Raw genomic sequence first — 24,733 nt, 5'->3', positions numbered from 1 at the left:
CCAAGCGTCAAGCACAATGCCCGATTGAGGTCTCAGTATGGTATCTTTCGGTCGATCCTGCCGGTTCCCTGCAATTTCATGTGTTTGGCAACAGGGTGAGGAAATTGTGATGCGTGTGTTTCTGCCTGTGTCGATCGTGGTCGTCGTGCTCGCGCATCCGGCGCGTGCGCAGGACATCCCGGGTATCGAGATCTGCACGGCGGAGAAGACGATGGAGCGGCGCACCTCCTGTCTGCAGAGCAATGTCGACTTCCTGCAGAAGACCATCACCAAGCTGCAACTCGATCATCAGCAGAAGCTCGATGCCGCGAACCGTCAGATCGAGGCGCTGAAGGCCTATGCGCTGGCGCAGCAGAAGAGCATCGAGGAGTTCAAGGCCGCACAGGCGAAGCTCGCCGACGATCTGAAGAAGAAGGCCGACGCGCCGGCAGCAAAGGACGTGCCGCCGCCCGCTGCAAAGGACGGTGCCAAGGACAGTGCAAAGGATCGTGCGAAATAGCGCCCCCGGCACGATTCAATTTCGGCACGCGGGACATGCGCTGATGGTCTCGCGCGCTTGACGCTGCAGCAGAGCAGCATTGCGCTCGCAATGAGCGACGTTTGCCGGCCGATTGCTTGGCAAGCCTCGTATGCTTTGCCATAACCGGACGCACAACAATCCGCAGGCAGGCGAACGTCATCGGAAAACCGGCCTGCAGCTCGCTTTCGGGAGGTCGTCCGATGTCGAATATGCGCGTGCTTGCCACCGATCTCGAATTTCCGGAAGGGCCGGTGGTGATGCCCGACGGATCGGTTGTGCTGGTCGAGATCCGCGGGCGCAGGCTGACCCGGGTCTGGCCCGACGGCCGCAAGGAAGTGGTGGCGCAGATCCCCGGCGGGCCCAACGGCGCTGCGCTCGGCCCCGACGGCAAGATGTACATCTGCAATAACGGGGGCTTCTCCTGGATTCCGACGCGCAACACGATCATGCCTGGGCCGCAGCCTGAAGATTATATCGGCGGCTCGATTCAGCGCGTCGACCTGCAGAGCGGCAAGGTCGAGACCGTCGTCACCAAATGCGGCGAGCACGAATTGCGCGGGCCCAACGATCTGGTGTTCGACAGGCATGGTGGCCTGTGGTTCTCCGACCTCGGCAAGCGCCGGGCGCGGGAAATGGATGTCGGTGCGTTCTATTACCTCAAGCCGGGCATGAAGGAGATCGTCGAGGGCGTGCATGGTGTGCTGCCGGCCAATGGCATCGGCCTGTCGCCGGACGAGACCACCGTTTATATCGCGGAGACGCCGACCGCGCGGCTCTGGGCCTACGATCTCTCCGAGCCCGGCACGGTGAAACCGCGCGACGTCATCTATCGCGGCGAGCGCGGCAAGCCGATCGCGGGCCTTGGCGGCTATCAGATGTTCGACTCGCTCGCGGTGGAGGCGAATGGCAATATCTGCGTTGCCACGCTGATCACCGGCTGCATCACGGTGATCGCGCCCGACGGAACTGTGGTCGAGCAGGTGCCGACCGGCGACCGAGTCACCACCAACATCGCCTTCGGCGGCGAGGGGCTGAAGACCGCCTACATTACGCTGTCCGGCCGCGGCGAGCTGGTTGCGATGGACTGGAAGCGGCCGGGCTTGCCGCTGAATTTTTTGAACAAGTGACGAGGGCGTGATAGTCCCACTGTCATTGCGAGCGAAGCGAAGCAATCCAGCGCCTGCGGCAAGATCAGTCTGGATTGCTTCGTCGCTTGCGCTCCTCGCAATGACGGAAAACTTTCGATGCCTTTTCTCGAACCGGTAACCCTGCGCGGCGCCTATGCGCGGCTCGAGCCCTTATCGCGCGATCATTACGACGGGCTGGTCGAGGCGGTGGCCGATGGCGAGTTGTGGAAGCTCTGGTACACCGCGATTCCCAAGCCGGAAAATATGGCAAAAGAGATCGAGCGCCGGCTCGGCCTGTTCGCCGCCGGCTCGATGCTGCCGTTCACGGTGTTCGATGCCGACGGGCGCGTCGCGGGCATGACGACCTACATGAACGTCGATGCCGCCAACCGCCGCGTCGAGATCGGCTCGACCTGGTACGCGAGGCGCGTGCAGCGCAGCGCGCTCAACACGCAGTGCAAGCGGCTTTTGCTCGCGCATGCGTTCGAGACATTGAATTGCATCGCGGTCGAGTTCCGCACGCATTTTTTCAATCATCGAAGCCGGCGCGCGATCGAGCGGCTCGGCGCCAAGCAGGACGGTATCCTGCGCAGCCACCAGATCACGCCGAACGGCACGTTGCGCGACACCGTAGTCTACAGCATCATCGCCTCGGAATGGCCGACGGTGCGGGCGCATCTCGACTTCCAGCTCAACGACAAGCCGCGCTGATCCTTTCCTTTGCGCGAGGCGCGCGCCGTGCTACGCGCCTCGCCGACGTGAGCGACAAAAGAGCAGAAGACCAAGATGGAAACGTTCGACTATGTGATCGTGGGGGCTGGATCCGCCGGCTGCGTCGTGGCCAATCGTCTGAGTGAGGATCCCACGGTCACGGTCTGCGTGCTCGAGGCGGGCCCACGCGACTGGCATCCCTACATCCATCTGCCGGCCGGCTTCATCAAAACCTTCTACATGAAGAGCATCAACTGGTGCTATCAGCAGGAGCCCGGGCCCTATACCGGCGGCCGCAGCATCTATGCGCCGCGGGGCAAGACGCTCGGCGGCTCGTCCTCGATCAACGGCCATATCTACAATCGCGGCCAGCGTCAGGATTTCGACACCTGGGCGCAGATGGGCAATCGCGGCTGGAGCTATTCGGACGTGCTGCCGTACTTCAAGCGGATGGAGAAGCGGATCGGCTTCGGCGAGGACGCCTATCGCGGCCGCGAGGGCAGCCTCACCGTCACCACCATGGAATGGAAGGACACGCTGTGCGAGGCCTTCATGGATGGCGCGGTCAGCATCGGTATTCCGCGCAACCCCGATTACAACGGCGCGATCCAGGAGGGCGTCTCCTACGTCCAGCGCACAATCCAGAACGGCCGGCGCGTCTCGTCGGCGACCGCGTTCCTGCGCCTCGCGAGCCGGAGGCCGAATGTCGAGGTGCGCACCCATGCGCATGCGACGCAGATCGTCATCGAGGGCAAGCGCGCGGTCGGTGTGCGCTATGCCAAGGGCGGGCGTGGCGGCGTGCCGATCGAGGTCCGTGCGCGCAAGGAGGTGATCCTGTCCGGCGGCGCCTACAACTCGCCGCAATTGCTGCAACTGTCCGGCGTGGGCAACCCGGAGCTGCTCCGCGAGCACGGCATCGAGGTGCGCCATGCGCTCGCAAGCGTCGGCGAAGGTCTGCAGGATCACTATGCGCCGCGCTCGGTCGGCCGCGTGAAGAACATCAAGACCGTCAACGAACTCGCGCGGGGCTTAAGCCTGTGGGGCGAGGCGCTGAAATGGGCGACGACACGCCGCGGCGTGCTGTCGCTGTCGCCCACCATGGTCTACTGCTTCTGGCATTCCGGCGAGACGGCCGAGAGCTCTGATCTGCAGCTCACATTCACGCCGGCGAGCTACAAGGAAGGCGTGCAGGGCCAGCTCGAGGATGAGCCGGGCATGACGATCGCCTCCTGGCAGCAGCGGCCCGAGAGCCGCGGCTACGTCCGCATCCGCTCCGCCGATCCGTTCGCCCCGCCGATCATCCAGACCAATTATCTCGCCGCCGAGCTTGACCGCCGCGTCGTGGTCGCCGGCATGAAGCTGGCGCGTAGGATCATGCACTCCGCACCGCTTGCGCCTTATCTCGCCTATGAGGATTTCCCGGGGCCGAAAGTCCAGAGCGACGACGAGTTTCTTGCCGCTGCAACCCAGCGCGGCACCACCACTTTCCATCCCGGCTGCACCTGCCGGATGGGGCCGGCAGACAGCACCTGGGCTGTTGTCGACGACCAGCTTCGCGTTCACGGCCTGCAAGGCCTGCGCGTGATCGACGCCTCGGTGATGCCGCGCATGATCTCGGCCAATCTCAACGCCTCGACCCTGATGATCGGCGACAAGGGCAGCGACCTGATCATGGGCAAGCAGCTTGCCGGTGCGAATATCGCGTCGGCATGAGCAGCCGCGTGATGCCATAATCGCCATCAAGATTTAATCGCGCGGTCATGTCCCTGTTACCGCGCGCACCTAGTCACGCTCGACATGCCATCACTTGGGGAGTGAATGAGTTGTCGAACGATATTCGTCGCGATCGTCGCGAGTTTTTAGCATTGCTCGGCGCATCCGCCGCCACGGCCGCGCTCACCTCGAGCATCGAACGCGCGCACGCGATCCCGGCCTTCAACCGCCAGGGCGGGATCGAGGACGTCAAGCACATCGTGGTTCTGATGCAGGAGAACCGCGCCTTCGATCATTATTTCGGCAGTCTGCGCGGCGTCCGCGGCTTCAACGATCCGCGCGCCGTCAAGCTGCCCAACGGCAATCCGGTCTGGCAGCAGCCGAATGGCGCCGCCTCCGTGATGCCGTTCCGCGTCGACAATGCCGCGAACGTCTATGTGGAAGACGTCGCCCACGGCTGGAACGACGGCCAGAAGGCCTGGAACAACGGCAAGTACGACCAGTGGATCGCCAACAAGGGCACCACGACCATGACCCACATGGACCGGCGGGATCTGCCCTGGCACTACGCGCTGGCAGACGCCTTCACGGTGTGCGATTCCTATTTCTGCTCGGTCATGGGCCCGACCGATCCGAACCGCTATTATCTGTGGACCGGTTGGGATGGCAATGACGGCAAAGGCGGCGGTCCTGTCATCACCAATGCCGAGGCCGGCTACGACTGGACGACATTCCCGGAGCGGCTGGAGAAGGCCGGCATCAGCTGGAAAGTCTATCAGGACATCGGTGTCGGCCTGACCGCGAGCGGTTCCTGGGGCTGGACCGAAAATCCCTGGATGGGCAATTTCGGCGACAATTCGCTGCTCTATTTCCACCAGTACCAGAATTCGCAGGCAGGCAGCCCGCTCTATGAGAAGGCGCTGCGCGGCACCAACATCGCCAATGGCGGCAGCTTCGAGAACCTCTTCGACATGCTGCGCAACGATGTCCGCAACGGCACGCTGCCGCAGGTGTCGTGGATCGCGGCACCAGAGGCGTTCAGCGAGCACCCGAACTGGCTGCCCGGTCCCGGCGCCTGGTACATCTCCAAGGTGCTGGACATCCTGACCTCCAATCCGGACCTGTGGAGCAAGACTGTTCTCCTCATCAACTACGACGAAGGCGGCGGCTTCTTCGACCACGTGGTCGGGCCATATCCCGCTCCGTCGGCGGCCTTTGGCCAGTCCACCGTCGACGTGTCGAGCGACCTGTTCGCCGGAGACGGCAGCCATGTCGCAGGGCCTTACGGCCTTGGCGTTCGTGTGCCGATGCTGGTCGTCTCGCCCTGGTCGCGCGGCGGCTTCGTCTGCTCGGAAGTGTTCGACCACACCTCGGTGATCCGGTTCATCGAAAAGCGCTTCCATCGCACCGCGCCCGGCCTGTTCGAGAGCAACATCCCGGCCTGGCGCCGCGCGGTCTGCGGCGACCTGACCTCGGCCTTCAACTTCACCTCGCCCAATGAAGGCCTCTCGCCGCTGCCGGCCACGGTCGGCTACAAGCCGCCGGCGAGCGACCTCGCCTCCGGCATCCGTTATGACAACTATCATCCGGTGCCGCCGGCGAAGCAGGTGATGCCGGTGCAGGAGCAGGGAATGCGTCCGGCGCGCCCGCTGCCCTACGATCTGCGCGTCGACGGCGAGGCCGATCCGGCGCACAACAAGTTCGCCATTCGCTTCGCCAATGTCGGGCAGGCGGGCGCCTGCTTCCACGTCCGCTCCGGCAACACCGCGACCGGGCCGTGGAGCTACACGGTCGAGGCCGGCAAGTCGCTGCAGGGCTCGTGGGATCTTGCCGCCAGCGCCGGCCAGTATGATCTGTCGGTCTATGGACCCAATGGTTTCTTCCGTCACTTCAAGGGCGGCGGCATTGCGGCCAATGTCGCACGCGTGGATGTCGATACGGTCCACGTCTGCGATGCTCTCGATTCGCTGTTGCTGGCGGTGGCGCTCACCAACAACGGCGCTCCTTGCGTGGTGACGATCGCCGACAATTACAGCGGCCAAACCCAGAAGCACCGCCTGCAACACGGCCAGACTTACAAGATGTTGCAGCCGCTGCTGGCGACGCATGGCTGGTACGACCTGACCGTGACGGTGGACAGTGATCCTGGCTTCAACTGGCAACTCGCCGGTCACGTCGAGAGCGGCCGCCCGTCCGTGAGCGATCCGGCCATGGCCAAGTCAGCGACGACATAAGTCCGCGACGACATAAGGCCGTCCACTGATTGCGAATGATTGAGTGAGAGGTGCAACGCCCGGGAGCAGATCCCGGGCGTTTTCGTTCGTGCCCGGCTATCGGCCTCCGACGCAGCGCGCGATCTCCGCGACGAACGACAAAGGTCTCGTCACTGCCGGTTAACGACGGTTACTGAGTGTGTCATTTTGTTCTCTATTTGTTCTTGCGACATGACCATAGCATGCTACCGACGATTATTAGCACCAAAGAGGTTTCTTCATGCGCGATGTGCCGGCCGGCGTCAGTGACGCTCAGATTATCATCTACAATGACGATGACACCCCGTTTGACTTCGTCGTCGATCTCGTCCGCTCCATCTTCGGTCGTTCGGAGGCAGAGGCGACTGCCTTTGCGGCCACGATCGAAAAGCAGGGCAGGGCTGTGTGCGGCATCTACGCGCCAGCCGTCGCCGATGCGATGCTCACAACCGCGCAGCGACAGATAGAAGAAGCCGGCCATCGCCTGCGCGTCACGGCCGAACAACTCGGGGCCGCGATCGGAAGGGACGAGCCTTGCTGTGCCATGTGCGGGGAGCCGGCGGACGAGCAGGATCTTGTCAGGGGAGAGCATGCGCTGATTTGCGGGCCGTGTGTGCTGACCGCGGCCGATCGCATGTCGAGCGCCGCGCGCAGCCGGACGTTCAAATATGCGCACGAGGCGATCGCCTGGCATTTTGCGGGACACAGGCAGGATGAGATCGTCACCACCTCACGGCGGTTTCCCGGACATATGCGCGCCGATCTGCAGGTCGCGCTCGACCGCTTGTTCTCGGCCGCGCCGCTGCGCTTCTTCGGGCTGTACGAGGAGCATCGCTATGAAACGCTCACCTATGCCGGCCTGACCAAGGAGGGACAGCGCGCCGTGGCGATCTCCGCGGCGCAATTCCAGGATCTCGATATCGGGGAAGACAGCCCGATCAAGTGCCTCAACAACGGCCTGTGGCTCAATCGTGCGGGTGACCTGCGCTACGCGGTCGTGCTCTCGGGCCACCGCGAGTATGGCGAGGAGACCGGCATCTGCGTGGAGATCGCGGTGCCGGCCGGTGAAGACGGCGTTGGCTTGGTGCAGCGTTGCTTCGCGGAGCTCGAAGCTGCGATCAACGCTGCGCGATCCTATCGCGGCAAGGTCCTGTCGCTCGAAGGGAGCACCGATTATCGCGGGCGCTCGAGAGGCATCATGGTCCACCGGTTACGGCAGGTCCACCGCGACGAGGTCATCCTGCCCGAGCCGACCCTGAAGCTGCTCGATCGTAACGTGATCCGCTTCATCGAGAGCCGCGAGAGGCTGCGACAACTAGGGCAATCCACGCGCAAGGGCATTCTGCTGTACGGGCCGCCGGGCACCGGCAAGACGCATACGATCAAATACCTCGCCGCCAATCTTCCAGGACACACCTCGCTCGTCATCACGGCCGGCCAGATGGGTTTGCTGTCGCACTACATGGCGTTGGCGCGGCTGCTGCAGCCGACCATGGTGGTGATCGAGGACGTCGATCTGATCGCGCGGGATCGTGAGGACATGGACGGTCCCTGCGAGGAGTCCCTGCTCAATGCGTTGCTCAACGAGATGGATGGCCTGAAGGACAACGCCGACATCCTGTTCGTGTTGACCACCAACCGGCCGGAGCAGCTCGAGGGCGCGCTGGCCGGCCGGCCGGGACGCATCGACCAGGCCATCGAGGTGCCGCTGCCCGATGACATCGGCCGCGAGAAGCTGGTTCGCCTCTATGGCGGAGGGTTGGTGCTGACGGACAGGTTGGTGGCGGAAGCAGTGGCGCGCACCGCAGGCGTCAGCGCCGCCTTCATCAAGGAGCTGATGCGTCGCGTGGCGCAGTCGAACGTCATGCGTGGCGATGGCGGGAGGGTCAGCTCCGCGGACCTCGCGGAAGCCTTGGATGACATGCTGTTCACCGGCGGCACGCTGAACGTTCGACTGCTCGGCGGCGCCAATGGGGGATCGATGCGCGCTGCCGCGAGCTGCTGACCGGATCACCGCATGCCGCTCTCTGCCGTCAGCATCAAGAACTATCGCTCGGTCCGGAAGCTCTGGCTTCCGGTCGAGCAGCTCAGCATCTTCGTCGGCGCCAACGGCGTCGGCAAGACCAACCTCTACAAGGCGCTGGCGCTGCTGCGCGCAGCGGCCGACGGCACCATCACGCGCGCGATCGCGGAGGAGCGCGGGCTCAACTCCGTGCTCTGGGCAGGCCCCCGCACCGATCGCAAGCCGGTGCGGCTGGTGCTTAAGGCCGTGTTCGATGAGCTGGAATATGGCCTCGAGGTCGGGCTGCCGCATTCCTACGAGATCGAGGTCGGCGTGCGGCAGCCGACCGAGGCCGCGTTTGTCCTCGAGCCCCTGGTCAAGGCCGAGCGTCTGACCATCCGCAGCGGCGGCCGCGACGTCGTGATGATGGAGCGCAACGGCCCGGCGGTCATGCTGCGCAAGGACAAGGGCAAAAGGGAAAGCCACGAATTCGCGGTGCTGTCATCGGAGACTGCGCTCGCCGCGTTTCGCGACGGTGCCCGCTATCCCGAGCTCGAGGCCGTCAGGCGCGAGCTCTTGGGATGGCGGCTCTATCACGATTTCCGCACCGATGCCGGCTCGCCGATCCGCCAGCCCTCCCACGCCATCACGACGCCGACGCTGTCGTCGGATGGCCACGATCTCGCAGCCGTGCTGGCAACGCTGTCGGTCATTCGTGAGGATACGACGGCTCTCGACGCTGCGATCGACGACGCCTTTCCGGGCGCGCGGCTCGCTGCGGGCGAGAAGGGCAGTCTGTGCCAGATGAGCCTGCGCTTTCCCGACATGCCCCGTCCCTTCGCCGCCCACGAGCTGTCGGACGGCACACTCAAATATCTCTGCCTGCTCGGCGCGCTGATGGGCTACCGGCTGCCGCCGCTGATCGCGCTGAACGAGCCGGAAGCTAGCCTGCATCCGTCGCTACTGGCGCCGCTCGCCCGCCTGATCGCATCCGCAGCCGGACGCAGCCGGATCTGGATCGTCACGCATTCCGAAGAGCTCGCCGGGCACCTGCTGGAAGAAGCCGGCAAGCGGGCGCGACGTGTCATCAAGTCGGCCGGCGCCACCGGCATCGAGGGCCTGAAATTGTCAGGCGAGTTCGCCGACGATGACGAAGACGAGGATGAGTAGGTCTCGCGCGCAGCGCGAGACGGCCGCGTCGGCATGTCGTGCGGCCGGCCGCTACAACGCGAGCGTCTGCAGCGGGGCGTTCTAGCCGATCCGGCTGAAGATCACGCTGGCATTGACGCCGCCGAAGCCGAAGCCGTTCGAGACGGCATGCGCCATCGCCATCGGCCGTGCTGCGCCCGCCACGATGTCGATGCCCTCGGCACCGGGATCGGGATTGTCGAGGTTGAGCGTCGGCGGGGCGATCTGGTCGCGCAGTGCGAGGACGGTGAAGATCGCTTCCAGGCCGCCGGCGGCGCCCAGCAGGTGCCCGGTCGCGGACTTCGTGGCGCTCACTGCAATGCCGCGGCCGCGGCCGAACAGGGCGCCGATCGCGGCGAGCTCGCCCTCGTCGCCGGCCGGTGTCGACGTCGCATGCGCATTGAGATGCTGCAGATCGTCCGGCCCGAGCCGAGCCTGTCGCAGCGCAATCTCCATCGCGCGCCTCGCGCCTTCGCCATCCGGCGGGCCCGACGTCATGTGATAGGCGTCGGCGGTGGTGCCGTAGCCCGCGATCTCGGCGATCGGCACCGCGCCGCGCGCCAGCGCGTGCTCCAGCGCCTCGATCACGAGGATGCCCGCGCCTTCGCCCATGACGAAGCCGTCGCGGTCGCGATCGAACGGGCGCGAGGCCTGCGCCGGCTGATCGTTATAACGGCTCGACAGCGCACGCGCCGCGGCAAAGCCGCCCAGGCTGACCAGATCGATGCAGGCCTCCGCGCCGCCGCAGATCGCAACGTCGACATCACCGGTTCTGATCATGCGTGCGGCATCCCCGATCGCCTGCACGCCGGCCGCGCAGGCGGTCACCGGCGTGCCGAGCGGTCCCTTGTAGCCATGCCTGATCGACACCTGGCCGGCCGCCAGGTTGGCCAGGAACGACGGAATTGTGAACGGCGACAGCCGGCGGACGCCGCGCTGGTCGGTGGTCCGCACCGCCTCCGTGATGGCCGGAAAGCCGCCGATGCCGGAGGCGATGATCGTGGCGGTCCGCTCCCGCGCGGTGGCGTCCTGCGGCGCCCATTGCGCCTGCGCGATCGCCTCCGCGGCGGCGAGCAGGGCAAACAGGATGAAGCGGTCCATCTTGCGCTGGTCCTTCGCAGGCGCGGCGAGCGACGGATCGAAGCCGCCTTCATCGTCCTCATTCTTGCCGAGCACGAGGCCGGCAATGCGCGCCGGCAGCGCCAGCGACCAGTCCGGCAATAGGCGCAGCCCGCTTTGTCCCGCCAGCAGACGGCGCCAGGACAGCTCGACCCCGCAGCCGAGCGGGCTGACGGCTCCCATTCTGGTGACAACGATGCGACGCATGAGAGCTCAGCCTCCAGCTATGGACATGCCAGGACTTGGATCGGGGGGCACTGCGGGATTCATCGCCCGGAGTGTGGCCAGCCGCTTGCGCAGTCCGCGGCTTGCGCGCGGTCCGGCCACGACGACCGTATTGGCGGGCGTGATCGGATGCATGTCGCGCGAATCGACCAGGACCGGATCGAGCAGGCGGCGATCGGCGCGGTTCGCCAGCACGATCGACTCGCCCTTGGATGCAAGGTGTCTGTTGCCCCAGGTGAACAGCGCGACCACCACCGGGAAGAAGTCCCGCCCCTTCGGCGTCAGCACATATTCGTAGCGGGGCGGACGATCGCTGTAGCGGCGTCGTGCGAACATGCCGGCTGCGGTGAGATGGCCGAGGCGCCGCGACAGGATGTTGGGCGCGATCCCAAGGCTCGCTTCGAACTCGTCGAAGCGGGTCATGCCCTGAAAGGCATCCCGCAGGATCAGCATGCTCCACCACTCGCCGACCGTTTCCAGGGCGCGCGCCGCGGGGCATTCCGTGAGGGACGAGGATTTCGGCTGCATGATGCGCAATTAGGGCGGTTACTTTCAAAATGCAAGTCACTCGGACATGGCTTTGGCGCTGCGGGGCGCAACGCGCTTTTCCCGCGCTTCGGTCTTCATGTCGCAGCGCCTGTCCTGCCGAGAGCCGCTCCGGATGGAAGCACGGCCCGCCAAGCAGGCGCCGACGGGCAATGAGCCAAACCGGGGAAACCACGATCACGACACGCGGAGCCTTGCTGCTGGCCGCGTCCAGCCGCAGGCGACGGATTTGAGGTTTGCCCTCAGCCTGCCGCGGTGGTCTGATGCAAGCCATGGCAGCAAGGCGGCACGAGCAGGCATGGCTCGTGCTGGTTGCCGCAGGCATCAAGTGCTGCTCATAAAAAAGAGAGCGGACCACTCAGTAGAGAGCGGACCACTCAGTAAGGAGGAGCTGCCCGATGAGCATTATCGATTCCCAGGTCCACGCCTATGAGGCGAATACGCTGAAGCGGCCCTGGCACACCGTGCCGAACTGGCCCGAGCACGTCACCGGCGACGAGATGGTGGCGGCGATGGACAAGGTCGGTGTCGACGGCGCGATCTTCATCTCCGCCTTTTCGATGTATCGCTATGATGCCAGCTATGCCATGGAGGTGCAGCAGGCGCATCCGGGCCGGTTCGCCATCGTCAAGCCGGTCGATCCGGATGATCCCGCGGTTGAAGATGTCATCGCTGCCTGGAAGGCCGTGCCCGGCGCTGTCGGCATTCGCATCATGCTGACGCCGGAGCTGAAGCGCGACCCTGAGAGCCCCGGAATCGACCGCATTGCGCGCGCGGCCGTGCGCCACGATTTTCCCGTGAACGTGCTGTGCTGGGGCAACCTGGATGCCGGCACCACGCTGATCGATCGCCATCCCGACACGCGTTTCATCCTCGATCATCTTGGCATCCTGCAGCCGCGCGTGCCGCCGGCGCCGAAGGATGCCTGGGCTGACTTGCCGAAAGTCCTCGAACTCGCCAGGCGGCCGAACGTCGTAATCAAGGTCAGCGGCGCCTGCACGCTGTCGCACGAGCCCTATCCATTCCCGGACATCTGGGATCCGCTGGCGCGCGTCTTCGAGGCCTTCGGTTTCGAGCGCTGCCTGTGGGGCACGGATTGGACCCGCGCCTTCGCTGTCGTCAACTACGAGCAGGCCGTCGAGCCATTCCTGCGCACCGACCGCCTGAGCGACACCGAGCGCGCCATGCTGATGGGCGGCGCCTGCGCCAAGGCCTATCGCTGGTCGCCGAAGAGGGGCTAGACATTTTTCGATAAACGCCTAGCCCGCGTGAGCGAAGCGACACGCGGGGGTCTCTCATCCTATCGCTTCCGCCGAGCCAGTCCCGGATGTCGCTGCGCTCATCCGGGCTACATTTGCCGAGCCATGCAAGCTTTATTTGTCGGCGCTTGCCAGATCGGTCGGCACGGCGTCGCCGATCCTGATGGCCTTGGGGATCAGCCCGAGCTTGAAGAATGCATCGGCAATCTTCTGTTGCTCTGCGATCACTTCGCTTCTGATCGGCTTCGCGCCGAAGGCAGTGCGTTTCAATGCGGTTTCCAGGATCGGGGCGGGAATGCCGACCGCCTGGCTGAACTGTGCGGCGACCTCCGGGACGTTATGATTGATGCGGTCGCCTTCTTCCGACACCGCAGCAAGAATAGCAGCAACGACTTGCGGATGCTCGTTCGCGAAGGGCTTCGATGCCAGATAGAATTCGTGATTGGCAACGAGGCCGGTGCCATCCGTCAACGTTCGCGCGTTGGCGGTCGCCTCGGCCGCTGCACGGAAAGGATCCCAGATCACCCACGCATCCACCGAGCCTGCGACGAACGCCGCGCGCGCATCGGCCGGCGGCAGGAACACCGGCTTGATGTCGCCATATTGCAGGCCGGCCTGCTCCAGGGCGCGGACCAGCAGGTAATGCACGTTGGAGCCCTTGTTGAGCGCGACGCGCTTCCCCTTCAAATCGGCGACCGACTTGATCGCGCTCTCGCTCGGAACGAGAATGGCCTCGCTGGTCGGCGAGCCCGGCTCATAACCGACATAGAGCAGGTTCGCGCCGGCGGCCTGCGCGAACACTGGCGGCGCCTCGCCGGTGTGGCCGAAATCGACTGCGCCGACGTTCAACGCTTCGAGCAGCTGAGGCCCGGCCGGAAACTCGGTCCAGGTCACCTTGTAGCCGAGCCCCTTCAGCTTCTCTTCGAGCTTGCCCGTCGAGCGCAGCAGCGCCAGCGTGCCGAGCTTCTGATGCGCGATGCGCACCACCTTGTCGGCTGCCTCGGCGCGGTCGAGGGCAAAGACTCCTGCGATCAATGTCAAGGCAAGTGACAGCGACCGGCGTCGCGTAATCGGCATTTTGTGTCCTTTCCAATGGGTGACGCGCTGCTTCGCGCTGCGAGCGCGGATCGCGCGCTGCAGTTCCGAAGACGACCGTCAAGCTGGTGCTGCTAGCGCAGCTGCGACTTAAAGCGTCGTCCGACGATATATCCGGAAGGCCAAAATTGAATTCCAAAGATATCGGCGGGAAGGGGCGATTGATGTTGTGTAAATGCGCGAGCGCAAAACATGTCGTCGATGTCAGTGCCTCTGCGGTGCGCCATAGCATCAACAAGTAGCCCGCATGAGCGCAGCGATATGCGGGGACGCCACGGATGAGCAGTTTTCTATCGGATCCGGATATCGCTGCGCTCATCCGGGCTATGTTCGAGCGAGAATTTCTCGCGCCAAAACGCGGACTCCGTGAGCGTTTTCAAGGACAAGCCGGCCGTCCATGCCTTCGCTGGAAATTTCGATTTCTTTTTTTCGGAAATCATGCTAAATGAATGCGCATCCCGCCTCATCGACAAGGGGCGTACGCGTCGTCACGAACGTGGAGGCGGGCTGCGATGGACACGGCTGGTTGCGCGCGACGAGCGCAATCGACGTGGACGACGAAATCGTGTGGTCCTGGCCTCCCGGTGCTGAGGCCAAGTCCGCTGCGCTTTGACGAGCGTGCGGACGACGGGGGCAAGAGAGCCGGTCCCCGGGGAGATCACGTATAAGCGTTAAAACCATCGCGCAGGGAGGGCCGGGTCGTTTTCGGCCAAACCTGTGGTGACTGCCGCCTGCTTTTCTTTCTGCAGGCGGGCCATGGGCGAGGCCAACGCCCGGTCTTCCCCATAGGCGTTAAGTTTAGTCTTGCGTGTTGGAATCGTTCGTGATTCGAACATGGGATGACACGAGATTCGCTTTTGAACGAAGACTGGGCGAGCGTCGTTACGCAGCTAGGTGGGGCTGCGCAGCTCGAGAGCAGCGCGCGCCAGACGAAAGCTTTCGTGCGGCAACGGCGGATCCCTGATGCGGTGGCGTTGCTTCGGCTGATGCTGGCTTATTGTCTGGGTGAAAGAGGGTTAAGATCGACGGCCGCGTGGGCTGCTTCTGTTGGCCTTGCCAATCTGAGTAGCGTGGCGCTGTTCTACCGCCTGCGTCAATGTGGCGATTGGTTTACCTTGCTTGTGGAGCGCTTGCTCGCGGCGGCGGCGCCAAAGGCGAGCCGAGGCCGTCTGATCCGTATCATCGATGCCACGACAGTGCCTCAGGCAGGGCCGGCTGCGCGCAAGAACAGCGAGCTTTGGCGCATTCATAGTGCATTTGATCTGCCATATGAGCGGTTTGGCCATTTCGAACTGACAGATCAGCAAGAGGGCGAGACGTTTGACCGCATACCAGTGGTCAAGGGTGAGATCCGTATTGCTGACCGCGCCTATCTACAACCTGATCGGATCTCGGCAGTGCTCGAAGCTGGTGCAGATGTTTTGATCCGAGCGGGCTGGAAGAACGCACGTTGGCTTGATGCCAAAGGCTGTCCGCTCGATCTGATAGCCGAATTACGGGCGGGGAACGCCCGCGGACTGATCGATCGGCCGATTTGGATCAAACGCAAGGCCGGCGCGCCTCTGGCTATGCGTCTGATCGCAGTCAAGAAGTCTGCCGATGCGGCTGCCGCGTCGCGTCGTAAAGCCCGGCGAGACGCCCAAGACGAAAACCGCACCATCTCTAAAGAAACTTTGGAAGCGGCGGATTGGGTCATCCTGGTCACCTCGCTAGCGCCGGACGAGTTCACCGTCGAAGATGTGCTTGCGCTTTACAGACTGCGATGGCGGATCGAACTCGGCTTCAAGCGATTGAAGAGTTTGATCGGCCTCAAGACACCGCCTGGAACCGATCCGCGCTCCGCCAAGCCCTACCTGCTGGCTCATCTCTTGATCATTTTGCTGCTCGAACCGCTTGTCCGCGAGTTCGAGGACTCTCCCCACTGGACGCAGGCCGCCTGACGACACCTGGCGCTTGGCGTGTCTTGCAGCAACTCATTGCGTCCTTGCTACAAGCAATCATTCCACAACCAACCATCCGCCGCCTCCATCACAGCAAACGGGTACTGGACCGGCACCTCTACGAGCCACCTCGAAAACGACGATATCAATCGATGCCCGCATTATCTTAACGCCTATGCGGTCTTCCCTGCGCCCTCGTTATTCAAGAGGGCGAATGATCGCAGAACTCGGGCGCCGATGGTGCTGCGAGAGTGCGCCCCTATGGCTCAACATCGTCATTGCAAGCGACGCGAAGCAATCCAGAGTCTGACGCGCGCTCTGGATTGCTTCGTCGCGTTGCTCCTCGCAATGACGCCTTGGAGATGGCATGGCGCCCAAGCGCCAGTCAGTAGAAGTCAGTCAGCGCACTCCGTTGTCTGCGGCAGCGACCGCAGCCGCGCCAGCAGTTGATGGCAATAGGCCGGCGTCATGGGCCGGTCGTCGAACAGGATGTGATAGACGATCGGCGCCACCACGTGATCGATGACCTCCTCGATATCGAACGGCGTCTCGCCGCGCGCTTTCGCCCTCGCCGCGAGCGTCGCGAGATGCGCGCGCGTGAAGGTGCAGCATTGGCCGGGAAAGCTCTCGCCAGAGGACGCCAGCACGTCCCGCATCAAGGCCTGCCCGACCGGCGAGGACATTTCTTCTGCGTATTGCTCGATGAAGGCGCGCAGGTCCGTGGCGACAGCGCCGGTGTCCTCGGGCTCGCCGACCGGCCGCAGCCGTTCGACCGCGACATCGGCGAGCAGGGCAGGCAGGTCGCCCCAGCGCCGGTAGATGGTGGACGGGGTAACGCCGGCCTCAGCGGCGATCTGTGGAACCGTCAGCGCGTCGCGGGCGGTGGTCTTGCTCAGCCGGGTCACCGCGTCATGGACGGCGCTTTGGATGCGGGCGCTGCGCCCGCCGGCCCGTATCCGTTCTTTGACGGCCACCGTCCTACTCCCTGCAATCTTGCCATGCGGAAAGCGAGGTCGCCATTAAAGCAAAAAATTTGCTTTAGGTCGAGAGCTCACCTATCCTTAAAGCAATATATTAGCTTTAGGAGGTCCCATGCAAGGTTGTCAGGTCCAAGCGGCGGCTCCGACGGTCGAGGTCACGCCGGCGGTCAAGACGCCGGCCCGATCCGTCCCGCTCGGAGTCATGACCGCCTACAGTTTTGCCGGCGCGATGCTGATCGGGGCCAGCAGCAGCGCGGTCACGCCGCTCTACCGGCTCTATCAGCAGTCGATGCATCTGACGCCATTCTGGATCACGGTCGTGTTCGCCAGCTATGTCGTGAGTCTGCTCGCTGCGCTGCTCACCGTCGGCGGGCTGTCGGATTATGTCGGCCGCCGGCCCGTCATCTTCGCGTCGCTGCTCGTGAACGCCGCAGCGATGCTGATCTTCGCGGAGGCCGGCAGCCTCGGGCAACTGATCGCGGCGCGCATGGTGCAGGGGCTCAGCGTCGGCATCGGCACCACGGCGTTCGGCGCTGCGATCCTCGACACCAGCCGCACGCGCGGGCCGCTCTTGAACAGCGTCACAGCGTTCCTGGGCCTCACGGCCGGGGCGCTCGGCTCGGCGGCGCTGATCACACTCGCGCCCGATCCGCTGCATGTCGTCTATCACGTGCTGCTCGGCCTCACGCTGCTGATGCTCGTGGCTCTCTGGTTCATGCCGGAGAGCTGCACGCCCAAGGACGGCGCGTGGGCCTCGCTGCGCCCGCATGTTGCCGTTCCCTTGCAGTCGAAATCCGTTCTGGCCCGCTTGACGCCGGCCAATGTGGCGGCCTGGGCGCTCGGCGGCTTCTATCTGTCGCTGATCCCGACCGTGGTGGCGACGGCCATGCACGTCGCCTCGCCTTGGGTCGGCGGCATCGTGGTGTCGGCCCTGATGCTGACCGCGGCCATTGCGGTGGCGGCGTTTCGCAACTGGCCGCCGCGCCGGCTGGTCCTGATGGGCACCAGCACGCTGCCGATCGGTGTCGCGGTCTCGATGGTCGGCATTCACGAGCAGCAGGTGGCGATGCTGCTGGCCGGCACGGTGATCGTCGGCGCTGGCTTCGGCGCGACGTTTGCGGGAATCTTGCGCGCGGTGCTGCCGACCGCCCATGCGCACGAGCGTGCGGGCCTGCTTTCGGCGTTCTATCTGCAGTCCTATCTGGCGTTCGCGGTGCCTGCCGTCGCGGCCGGGCTCTCGGTGCCGCTGATCGGACTTTCCGCCGTGGCCTATGTCTACGGCGCCGTGATTGTCGTGCTGGCGATCATCTCATTGGTGGCGTCGCTGTTGGCGGAGCGCTGAGATCCTCCGTCATTGCGAGCGCAGCGACGTGTCCGCCGAAGCCCAGCGGGCGAAGGCGGAAGCAATCCAGAGTCAGGAAGAAAGCCTGGATTGCTTCGTCGCCTTCGGCTCCTCGCAGTGACGGGACTGCCTCACACCTCGCGCCGGCTCAAGAACGCCAGGCGCTCGAACAGGTGCACGTCCTGCTCGTTCTTGAGCAGCGCGCCGTGCAGCGGCGGGATTAGCTTGCGCGGATCGCGCTCGCGCAGCTGCTCCGGACCGATGTCCTCGTTCAGCAGCAGCTTGAGCCAGTCGAGCAGTTCCGAAGTGGAAGGCTTCTTCTTCAGACCCGGCACGTCGCGCACTTCGAAGAAGATGCGGAGCGCTTCCTCAACGAGGCGCTTCTTGATACCGGGGAAGTGCACGTCGACGATGCGGCCCATCGTCTCCGTATCGGGGAACTTGATGTAATGGAAGAAGCAGCGGCGCAGGAAGGCGTCCGGCAGCTCCTTCTCATTGTTGGAGGTGATGATGACCACGGGGCGCAGCTGCGCCTTGATGGTCTCGCCGGTCTCGTAGACGTGGAATTCCATACGGTCCAGCTCGAGCAGCAGGTCGTTGGGGAATTCGATGTCGGCCTTGTCGATTTCGTCGATCAAGAGCACCGGGCGCTGCGCGGCGGTGAAAGCCTCCCACAGCTTGCCGCGCTTGATGTAGTTCTTGATGTCGGAGACCCTGCTATCGCCGAGCTGGCTGTCCCGCAGCCGCGACACCGCATCATATTCGTAGAGGCCCTGCTGCGCCTTGGTGGTCGACTTGATGTGCCAGGTCAGGAGCGGGGCGCCGATCGCCTTGGCGACCTCCTCTGCCAGCACGGTCTTGCCGGTGCCGGGCTCGCCTTTCACCAGCAGCGGCCGTTCGAGCACGATTGCTGCGTTGACGGCCACCTTGAGATCGTCGGTGGCGACGTAGTCCTGGGTACCGGTGAACTTCATCTCGGGTCCGTGCCTTCGTTTATTCTGTGCCGCGGCATACACGCCAACGCTTGGGGCGAGGAAACGTCCCAACTGCGCGGCAAGCGGTCGTTATGGGGGATAAAGCCTTCAAAGGGAATAGTAATTGAAAAAGCCCGAAGGTCCAGGCCCTGGAAACAGGACATTGGGCTGCCCTTGACGCGTCCTCTCCGGCAGGCGATCTAATGGGCATGTTCCTGCAATTCTTCACATCGCTGCGCGAGGCCCAGGTCCCGGTGACCCTGCGCGAATATCTGACGCTGATGGAGGCGCTCGACGCCGACCTCGCCGAGCAGTCGGTGGAGAATTTCTACTATCTGTCGCGCGCTGCGCTGGTGAAGGACGAGCGCAATCTCGACAAGTTCGATCGCGTGTTCGGCTCGGTGTTCAAGGGCATCGAGAGCCTGCTCGATGCAATGGAGAAGGCCGAGATCCCGGAGGAATGGCTGAAGAAGCTCGCCGAGAAATATCTCACGGATGAAGAGAAGAAGCAGATCGAGGCCATGGGCTGGGACAAGCTCATGGAGACGCTGAAGAAGCGGCTCGAAGAGCAGAAGGGGCGGCATCAGGGCGGCAACAAATGGATCGGCACGGCGGGCACCTCGCCGTTCGGCGCCTATGGCTATAATCCGGAAGGCATCCGGATCGGGCAGGAGAAGAACCGCAACAACCGCGCGGTGAAGGTGTGGGACCGCCGCGAGTTCAAGGATCTCGACGGCAATGTCGAGCTCGGCATCCGCAACATCAAGGTAGCGCTGCGGCGGCTGCGCAAATTCGCCCGCACCGGCGCGCCCGACGAGCTCGATCTCGACACCACGATCAGGGAGACCGCCAATCACGGCTATCTCGACGTGCATATGCGGCCCGAGCGGCGCAATGCGGTGAAGGTCTTGGTGTTCTTCGATATCGGCGGCTCGATGGATTCCCACATCGCGCAGGTCGAGGAGCTGTTCTCCGCGGCGAAGAGCGAATTCAAGCACATGGAGTATTTCTACTTCCACAACTGCCTCTACGAGGGCGTGTGGAAGCAGAACAAGCGCCGCTTCACCGATCGTACCCCGACCTGGGACGTGCTGCACAAATATCCGCACGACTACAAGGTGGTGTTCGTCGGCGACGCCTCGATGAGCCCTTACGAGATCATGGTGCCCGGCGGCTCGGTCGAGCATGTCAACGAGGAGCCGGGTTCGGTCTGGCTCGATCGCATCATCCGCACCTATCCACACGCGGTATGGCTCAATCCGGTAGCGCAGAAGCACTGGGACTATTCGGAATCGACGACGATCATCCGCCGCATCTTCGCTGGTCGCATGTATCCGATCACGATCGAAGGGCTGGAGGCGGCGATGAGGGAGTTGGTCAGGTAGAACAATAGCGCACTGGTCACCCTCCCCTGGAGGGGAGGGTCGGCTCGCATGAGCGCAGCGACATGCGAGCCGGGGTGGGGTGATCCATCGACACGATAACTCGCGGATAGATCACCCCACCCCGATCGCTCATTGCATTCGCGATCGACCCTCCCCCTCCAGGGGAGGGTGGGCCGCCATCACGGAGGGGACAATGCCCCAGACCATCACCCGCGGCATCAAGGCGCTGCTCGACGAGGCTAATGCCGAGATCAAGACCTTGAGCGCAGCGGAGGCGATCGACGCGGCGAAGCGCGATGACGTTGTTATCGTCGACATCCGCGATCCCCGCGAGATCGAGCGCGAGGGGCGGATTCCCGGCGCGTTCGCCTGCACCCGCGGCATGCTGGAGTTCTGGATCGATCCGCAGAGCCCCTATGCCAAGCCGATCTTCCAAGAGGACAAGACCTTCATCTTCCATTGTGCCGGCGGCCTGCGCTCCGCGCTCGCCGCCAAGACCGCGCAGGACATGGGCCTGAAGCCGGTCGCCCATATCGGCGGCGGCTTTGCCGCCTGGCGCGATGCCGGCGGCCCGGTGGAAGCCTGGGCGCCGAAGAAGAAGGATTGATCTGCACTGTCATTCGTGGCGCACCGCAAACAACAACGTCGTCATTCTGGGTTCGTCGCGCTTCGCACGACGCCCCCGGAATGACGAACAAGGAATAGGCCAATGACCACCACCGACGACCCTCTCGTCTCCACCGAATGGCTCGCCGCGCATCTGAAAGACCCGAAGGTCAAGGTGCTCGACGCCACCTTCAAGATGCCGGGCGTGCTGCCGCTGCCGAAGGACGACTATTTGAAGGCGCACATTCCGGGCGCCGTGTTTTTCGATGTCGACGCGGTGTCCGATCATACCAATCCGCTGCCGCACATGTTTCCGAGCGCGGAGCAGTTCGGCCGTGATGTCGGCGCGCTCGGCATCGGCACTGACGACACCGTCGTGGTCTACGACGCGGGCGGCTGGGTCGCAGGTCCGCGTGCCTGGTGGATGTTCCTCGCATTCGGCCACGGGGGCGTGCGCGTGCTCGATGGCGGCCTGAAGAAGTGGACCGCCGAGGGCCGCCCGGTGGAGAGCGGCGAGGCATCGCCAAAGCCCGCGACGTTCAGGGCTTCATTCGACGCATCGCGCGTGCGCTCGATGCAGCAGCTCGTCGCCAATCTCGACAGCTGCGCCGAGCAGGTGATCGATGCGCGTGCCGGCAACCGCTTCGAAGGCGCGATGCCCGAGCCGCGTCCGGGCCTGCGCTCAGGCCACATCCCCGGCGCACGCAATCTGCCCTATGGCGAGCTGTTCGATGCCGCGACCGGCACGATGAAGCCGCTCGACGAGCTGCGCAACGCCTTCATTTCGGCGGGTGTCGATACCGCCAAGCCGATCGTCACGTCATGCGGGTCGGGCGTCTCGGCGGCGGTGCTGACGCTCGCGCTGTATCGGCTCGGCGTCCGCGACACCGCGCTCTATGACGGTTCGTGGTCGGAGTGGGGCGCCGAGGCGGGCCCGCCGATCGCGACGGGCCCGGCCTGATCGGTTGTTGTTAGCGTGTCCGTTGCGCCGGCTGCTGTCCGAAGGCCGCTTGCTGCCCGAAGGCTGCTGGCTGGCCGAAGCCCTGTGGCTGCGCGAAGGGATCGGCGATCTGCTGCTGTTGCTGCTGGACAGCGGCGGCCTGCCGTGCGGCGCGGGCTCGCAGCGCCATCCGGCGTTGCTGCTTGGCGCGCTGGGCTTCGGCGAGCCGCTGCTTGGCGAGGCGTTCCTTGGCCTGACGCTTCCTCGCAAGGCTCTGGTGCAAATGGAGGCTCGCGATCTTGATCGAGGCCTTGTGTTCGGTCGCGGCTGCTCGATCGGCCGACAGCGCGATCATCTGCGCGAGCAGCTCGCTTCGCGACGGCGATGGGGTCGGAAGGGGAGTAGCATTCCCTGCGTCGCTGGTGACGACCGCGGTCGTGGTCGGCACCTTGGCCTCGGCGAACACGGGCAGCACGTCCTGCCGCGCGATCGTCGTTTCGATCGTGACGGGCGGCGAGCTTGCAGCCGGTGGTGTGGCGGGGCTGGTGGTCGTGCTCTCAGGCTTGGGCGGGTCGGCCGTCACTTCCTCCAGTGTGGGCGGCGGAGCGGCTGCGGCGGTCTCGGTCTTCACGGCCTCGGCGCCGCCGATGGCGGTCGCGGTTGGAGCCACCGCGGCAACCACGATCGGCTCCGACGCGGGGGCGGGCGGGGTGGTGGCGACCGTCGCCCCTTCGGTGGCCGACGGCTCGACCGGTGCGGCGGCGGTTGTAGCAGGCGCGGTGTCCGATGGGCCGGCGGATGCTGCAGGTGCCTCGACGGGCGTGTCGATCGACGGCAGATCCGTGTGCGGCTCGGATGTCGGCGCCGGTGCGCTGGCCGGCGGCGGCTCGATGCGGAGCATCGCGATCACCGGCCGCGGCGGCTCGGCCGGGGGCAGGAAGCTGGTGTAGCTGCCCTCGGGCGTCGTGCGCCATGAGGAGCTGCTGGCGAATTGCTCATGGGCCGCTCGGAACAGCGCGGCGGCGCCAAGACCGAAGACGAGGAGAGACAAAGAGAAGACGATCGCGGCGACAAGGAAACGGAAGCCGGGAAGCATTGACAGGAACTTTCGCCGCGGCAGCATCGCTGCTGAGGCATTCGAGCGAGATGGGAACGCGGTGACCACTGGGGATGGCCGCGTTCGCGGGGACGCAGCCGGTGGCTGCCTGCCGCGAATCAGGCTCGATTCAAGATACCGCAAGCGCGTGGCCGGTCTGGGTGATTTGAGGGCCGATCAGGCCGGTGGGCACACTTTTTGGGCGGCTGAGACTTCGGTGCAACGACGCGAACGAGATCACAATGTGCCGAAATACCGCGGTGCCAACCGAATTGTCTTGAATGCGCCGCTATCTTCGGCCATCTGGCGGACAATGATCCGGAGTCGGCTTGGGGAACAGACAAGAGCGATGATGATCCGACACATTCTGACGATTTGCGCTGTCGCGGCGGCGGGCGCGGCAGTGACTTCGCATGTGCAGGCGCAGCAGGTCTACCAGACGGCTCCCGGTGGAACGTATTTGCCCCCTCCCGGCGCTTATCCGGCCGATGCGCGCGCTGGCAATGGGCAGGGGCCTGATTTCGACGCGGTCGACGATGAGGACAGCAACGGAGCAGCGCTGCCGCCGCCCGGCCCGGTGATGTCGCCGGATGATCCGCGTTACGGTCGTCCCGCCAACGCTCCGGTGTACAGCGCCGCGCCGCAGGGGCCGGTGATGTCGCCGGACGATCCGCGTTACGGTCGTCCCGCCAACGCTCCGGTGTACAGCGCCGCGCCGCAGGGGCCGGTGATGTCGCCGGACGATCCGCGTTACGGCCGTCCGGCCAACGCGCCGGTGTACAGCGCGGCGCCGCAGGGGCCGGTGATGTCGCCGGATGATCCGCGCTACGGCCGCCCGGCCGGTCCACCGCCGGTGATCTATGCCGACCGCCCGGCCGGCGCGCAGCAGACTTATGGAAGCACCACTGCGGGGGATTCCAACGCGCTGCGGCCGCCCGGTGCTGTCGGCGGCCAGGCTGCCCCCGCCGCGACCGATTCCGCCGGCCGGCCGATGACGGTGGCGTCGCTGCCGCCGGAGGAGCAGCCGGATGCCGCTCCCGCCGAGCTGCCCGCGAATCTGCGCCGGCAGGAGGTTGCGTTCATAACCAAGGAGCCGCCAGGCACCATCGTCGTCGATACGCCCCACACCTACCTTTATCTGGTGCTCGGTGGCGGTCGTGCGATGCGCTATGGCGTCCGCGTCGGCCGCGAAGGGTTCACCTGGACCGGCGTACAGAAGATCACCAAGAAGACCGAGTGGCCGGATTGGTACCCGCCGAGCGAGATGATCGAGCGCCAGCCTTATCTGCCGCGCTTCATGGCCGGCGGCCCGGGTAATCCGCTCGGCGCGCGCGCGATGTATCTCGGCTCGACGGTCTATCGCATCCACGGCACCAACCAGCCTTCGACGATCGGCAAGTTCGTCTCGTCCGGCTGCATCGGCATGCTCAATGAGGACGTCTCCGACCTGTTTGACCGGGTCAAGGTCGGCACCCGCGTGGTGGTCATGCCGGGCGGCCCGCCGCCGGGCGGTGGCAACACCGCGACCGCGTCAGCCGCGCCGGTACCGAACGCGGCCCCGGTGGCGAACGCGGCGCCGGCCCCGATGCACCAGGCCAGCGTTCCCGGTGCGCAGCCGGCTTCGGTGCAGCCACTGCCGCCTCCGGTCACCATCCGCTAGGCGGACGGCTTTCTTTCCTAGGTCGGGCGGCCTTGGGCTGTCGCCCGATTTGC

General features: G+C 64.8%; 20 protein-coding genes. 14 read left to right on the top strand and 6 right to left on the bottom strand.

Annotated elements, in window-relative coordinates:
• The first annotated feature begins 109 nt into the window (after positions 1-109).
• From P6U24_RS30040 to P6U24_RS30010, 7 genes are all read left to right on the top strand, one after another.
• Positions 110-499 carry a hypothetical protein gene (locus P6U24_RS30040; RefSeq protein WP_407156045.1) on the top strand — a complete coding sequence of 130 codons (390 nt, stop codon included), beginning with the start codon at positions 110-112 and terminating at the stop codon, positions 497-499.
• A gap of 221 nt (positions 500-720) precedes the next feature.
• A complete protein-coding gene (locus P6U24_RS30035; protein ID WP_407156044.1) occupies positions 721-1,647 on the top strand; it encodes an SMP-30/gluconolactonase/LRE family protein in 927 nt (308 codons plus the stop codon).
• Positions 1,648-1,764: 117 nt separating this feature from the next.
• On the top strand, positions 1,765-2,358 hold the full coding sequence (locus P6U24_RS30030) for a GNAT family N-acetyltransferase (RefSeq protein ID WP_407156043.1): 594 nt from the start codon (positions 1,765-1,767) through the stop codon (positions 2,356-2,358).
• 75 nt (positions 2,359-2,433) lie between these two features.
• Positions 2,434-4,071 (top strand): GMC family oxidoreductase, encoded by a 1,638-nt coding sequence (locus tag P6U24_RS30025; RefSeq protein WP_407156042.1) that lies wholly within the window; start codon positions 2,434-2,436, stop codon positions 4,069-4,071.
• 110 nt (positions 4,072-4,181) lie between these two features.
• Entirely contained in the window at positions 4,182-6,305 is a 2,124-nt protein-coding gene (locus tag P6U24_RS30020; protein WP_407156041.1) for a phosphocholine-specific phospholipase C, read from the top strand.
• A gap of 259 nt (positions 6,306-6,564) precedes the next feature.
• Positions 6,565-8,328 carry an ATP-dependent Clp protease adaptor ClpS gene (locus P6U24_RS30015; protein ID WP_407156040.1) on the top strand — a complete coding sequence of 588 codons (1,764 nt, stop codon included), beginning with the start codon at positions 6,565-6,567 and terminating at the stop codon, positions 8,326-8,328.
• Positions 8,329-8,340: 12 nt separating this feature from the next.
• Positions 8,341-9,495 carry an AAA family ATPase gene (locus P6U24_RS30010; RefSeq protein ID WP_407156039.1) on the top strand — a complete coding sequence of 385 codons (1,155 nt, stop codon included), beginning with the start codon at positions 8,341-8,343 and terminating at the stop codon, positions 9,493-9,495.
• A gap of 81 nt (positions 9,496-9,576) precedes the next feature.
• Here P6U24_RS30010 and fabF read toward each other — a convergent pair whose 3' ends face one another.
• Both fabF and P6U24_RS30000 read right to left on the bottom strand, forming a co-directional pair.
• Positions 9,577-10,839: a beta-ketoacyl-ACP synthase II gene (gene fabF, locus P6U24_RS30005; RefSeq protein ID WP_407156038.1), complete on the bottom strand. Its 1,263-nt coding sequence runs from the start codon at positions 10,837-10,839 to the stop codon at positions 9,577-9,579.
• 6 nt (positions 10,840-10,845) lie between these two features.
• Positions 10,846-11,385: a winged helix-turn-helix transcriptional regulator gene (locus P6U24_RS30000; protein WP_407156037.1), complete on the bottom strand. Its 540-nt coding sequence runs from the start codon at positions 11,383-11,385 to the stop codon at positions 10,846-10,848.
• A gap of 416 nt (positions 11,386-11,801) precedes the next feature.
• Between P6U24_RS30000 and P6U24_RS29995 the strand changes: the two genes are divergently transcribed.
• The gene (locus P6U24_RS29995) at positions 11,802-12,644 is read left to right on the top strand and encodes an amidohydrolase family protein (RefSeq protein ID WP_407156036.1); all 843 of its coding nucleotides are present in this window, start codon (positions 11,802-11,804) and stop codon (positions 12,642-12,644) included.
• A 132-nt stretch (positions 12,645-12,776) separates the two neighbouring features.
• Here the strand turns inward: P6U24_RS29995 and P6U24_RS29990 are convergent, their stop codons facing one another.
• On the bottom strand, positions 12,777-13,739 hold the full coding sequence (locus P6U24_RS29990; RefSeq protein ID WP_407156035.1) for a sulfonate ABC transporter substrate-binding protein: 963 nt from the start codon (positions 13,737-13,739) through the stop codon (positions 12,777-12,779).
• 857 nt (positions 13,740-14,596) lie between these two features.
• Here P6U24_RS29990 and P6U24_RS29985 point away from each other — a divergent pair.
• The gene (locus tag P6U24_RS29985) at positions 14,597-15,697 is read left to right on the top strand and encodes an IS4 family transposase (RefSeq protein ID WP_407156034.1); all 1,101 of its coding nucleotides are present in this window, start codon (positions 14,597-14,599) and stop codon (positions 15,695-15,697) included.
• A 395-nt stretch (positions 15,698-16,092) separates the two neighbouring features.
• Here P6U24_RS29985 and P6U24_RS29980 read toward each other — a convergent pair whose 3' ends face one another.
• Positions 16,093-16,671 (bottom strand): TetR/AcrR family transcriptional regulator, encoded by a 579-nt coding sequence (locus tag P6U24_RS29980; RefSeq protein WP_407156033.1) that lies wholly within the window; start codon positions 16,669-16,671, stop codon positions 16,093-16,095.
• A 118-nt stretch (positions 16,672-16,789) separates the two neighbouring features.
• Here P6U24_RS29980 and P6U24_RS29975 point away from each other — a divergent pair, with 118 nt between their 5' ends.
• Entirely contained in the window at positions 16,790-18,019 is a 1,230-nt protein-coding gene (locus P6U24_RS29975) for an MFS transporter (RefSeq protein WP_407156032.1), read from the top strand.
• Positions 18,020-18,150: 131 nt separating this feature from the next.
• Here P6U24_RS29975 and P6U24_RS29970 read toward each other — a convergent pair whose 3' ends face one another.
• A complete protein-coding gene (locus tag P6U24_RS29970) occupies positions 18,151-18,993 on the bottom strand; it encodes an AAA family ATPase (RefSeq protein WP_407156031.1) in 843 nt (280 codons plus the stop codon).
• A 209-nt stretch (positions 18,994-19,202) separates the two neighbouring features.
• Here P6U24_RS29970 and P6U24_RS29965 point away from each other — a divergent pair, with 209 nt between their 5' ends.
• From P6U24_RS29965 to sseA, 3 genes are all read left to right on the top strand, one after another.
• Positions 19,203-20,378, top strand: a complete 1,176-nt coding sequence (locus P6U24_RS29965; RefSeq protein ID WP_407160642.1) for a vWA domain-containing protein — start codon at positions 19,203-19,205, stop codon at positions 20,376-20,378.
• 193 nt (positions 20,379-20,571) lie between these two features.
• Positions 20,572-20,985 carry a rhodanese-like domain-containing protein gene (locus tag P6U24_RS29960; protein ID WP_407156030.1) on the top strand — a complete coding sequence of 138 codons (414 nt, stop codon included), beginning with the start codon at positions 20,572-20,574 and terminating at the stop codon, positions 20,983-20,985.
• 102 nt (positions 20,986-21,087) lie between these two features.
• Entirely contained in the window at positions 21,088-21,945 is an 858-nt protein-coding gene (gene sseA, locus P6U24_RS29955) for a 3-mercaptopyruvate sulfurtransferase (protein WP_407156029.1), read from the top strand.
• Positions 21,946-21,955: 10 nt separating this feature from the next.
• Here the strand turns inward: sseA and P6U24_RS29950 are convergent, their stop codons facing one another.
• A complete protein-coding gene (locus P6U24_RS29950; protein WP_407156028.1) occupies positions 21,956-23,020 on the bottom strand; it encodes a hypothetical protein in 1,065 nt (354 codons plus the stop codon).
• A gap of 349 nt (positions 23,021-23,369) precedes the next feature.
• On the opposite strand from P6U24_RS29950, the gene P6U24_RS29945 reads away from it, so the two are divergent.
• A complete protein-coding gene (locus tag P6U24_RS29945; protein ID WP_407156027.1) occupies positions 23,370-24,680 on the top strand; it encodes a L,D-transpeptidase family protein in 1,311 nt (436 codons plus the stop codon).
• Positions 24,681-24,733: the final 53 nt, after the last annotated feature.

The sequence above is a fragment of the Bradyrhizobium sp. STM 3557 genome (assembly GCF_045571465.1).
Lineage (GTDB): Bacteria > Pseudomonadota > Alphaproteobacteria > Rhizobiales > Xanthobacteraceae > Bradyrhizobium.
Note: the sequence above shows the minus strand (reverse complement) of the source record. Positions and strands in the feature narration are given on the sequence as shown.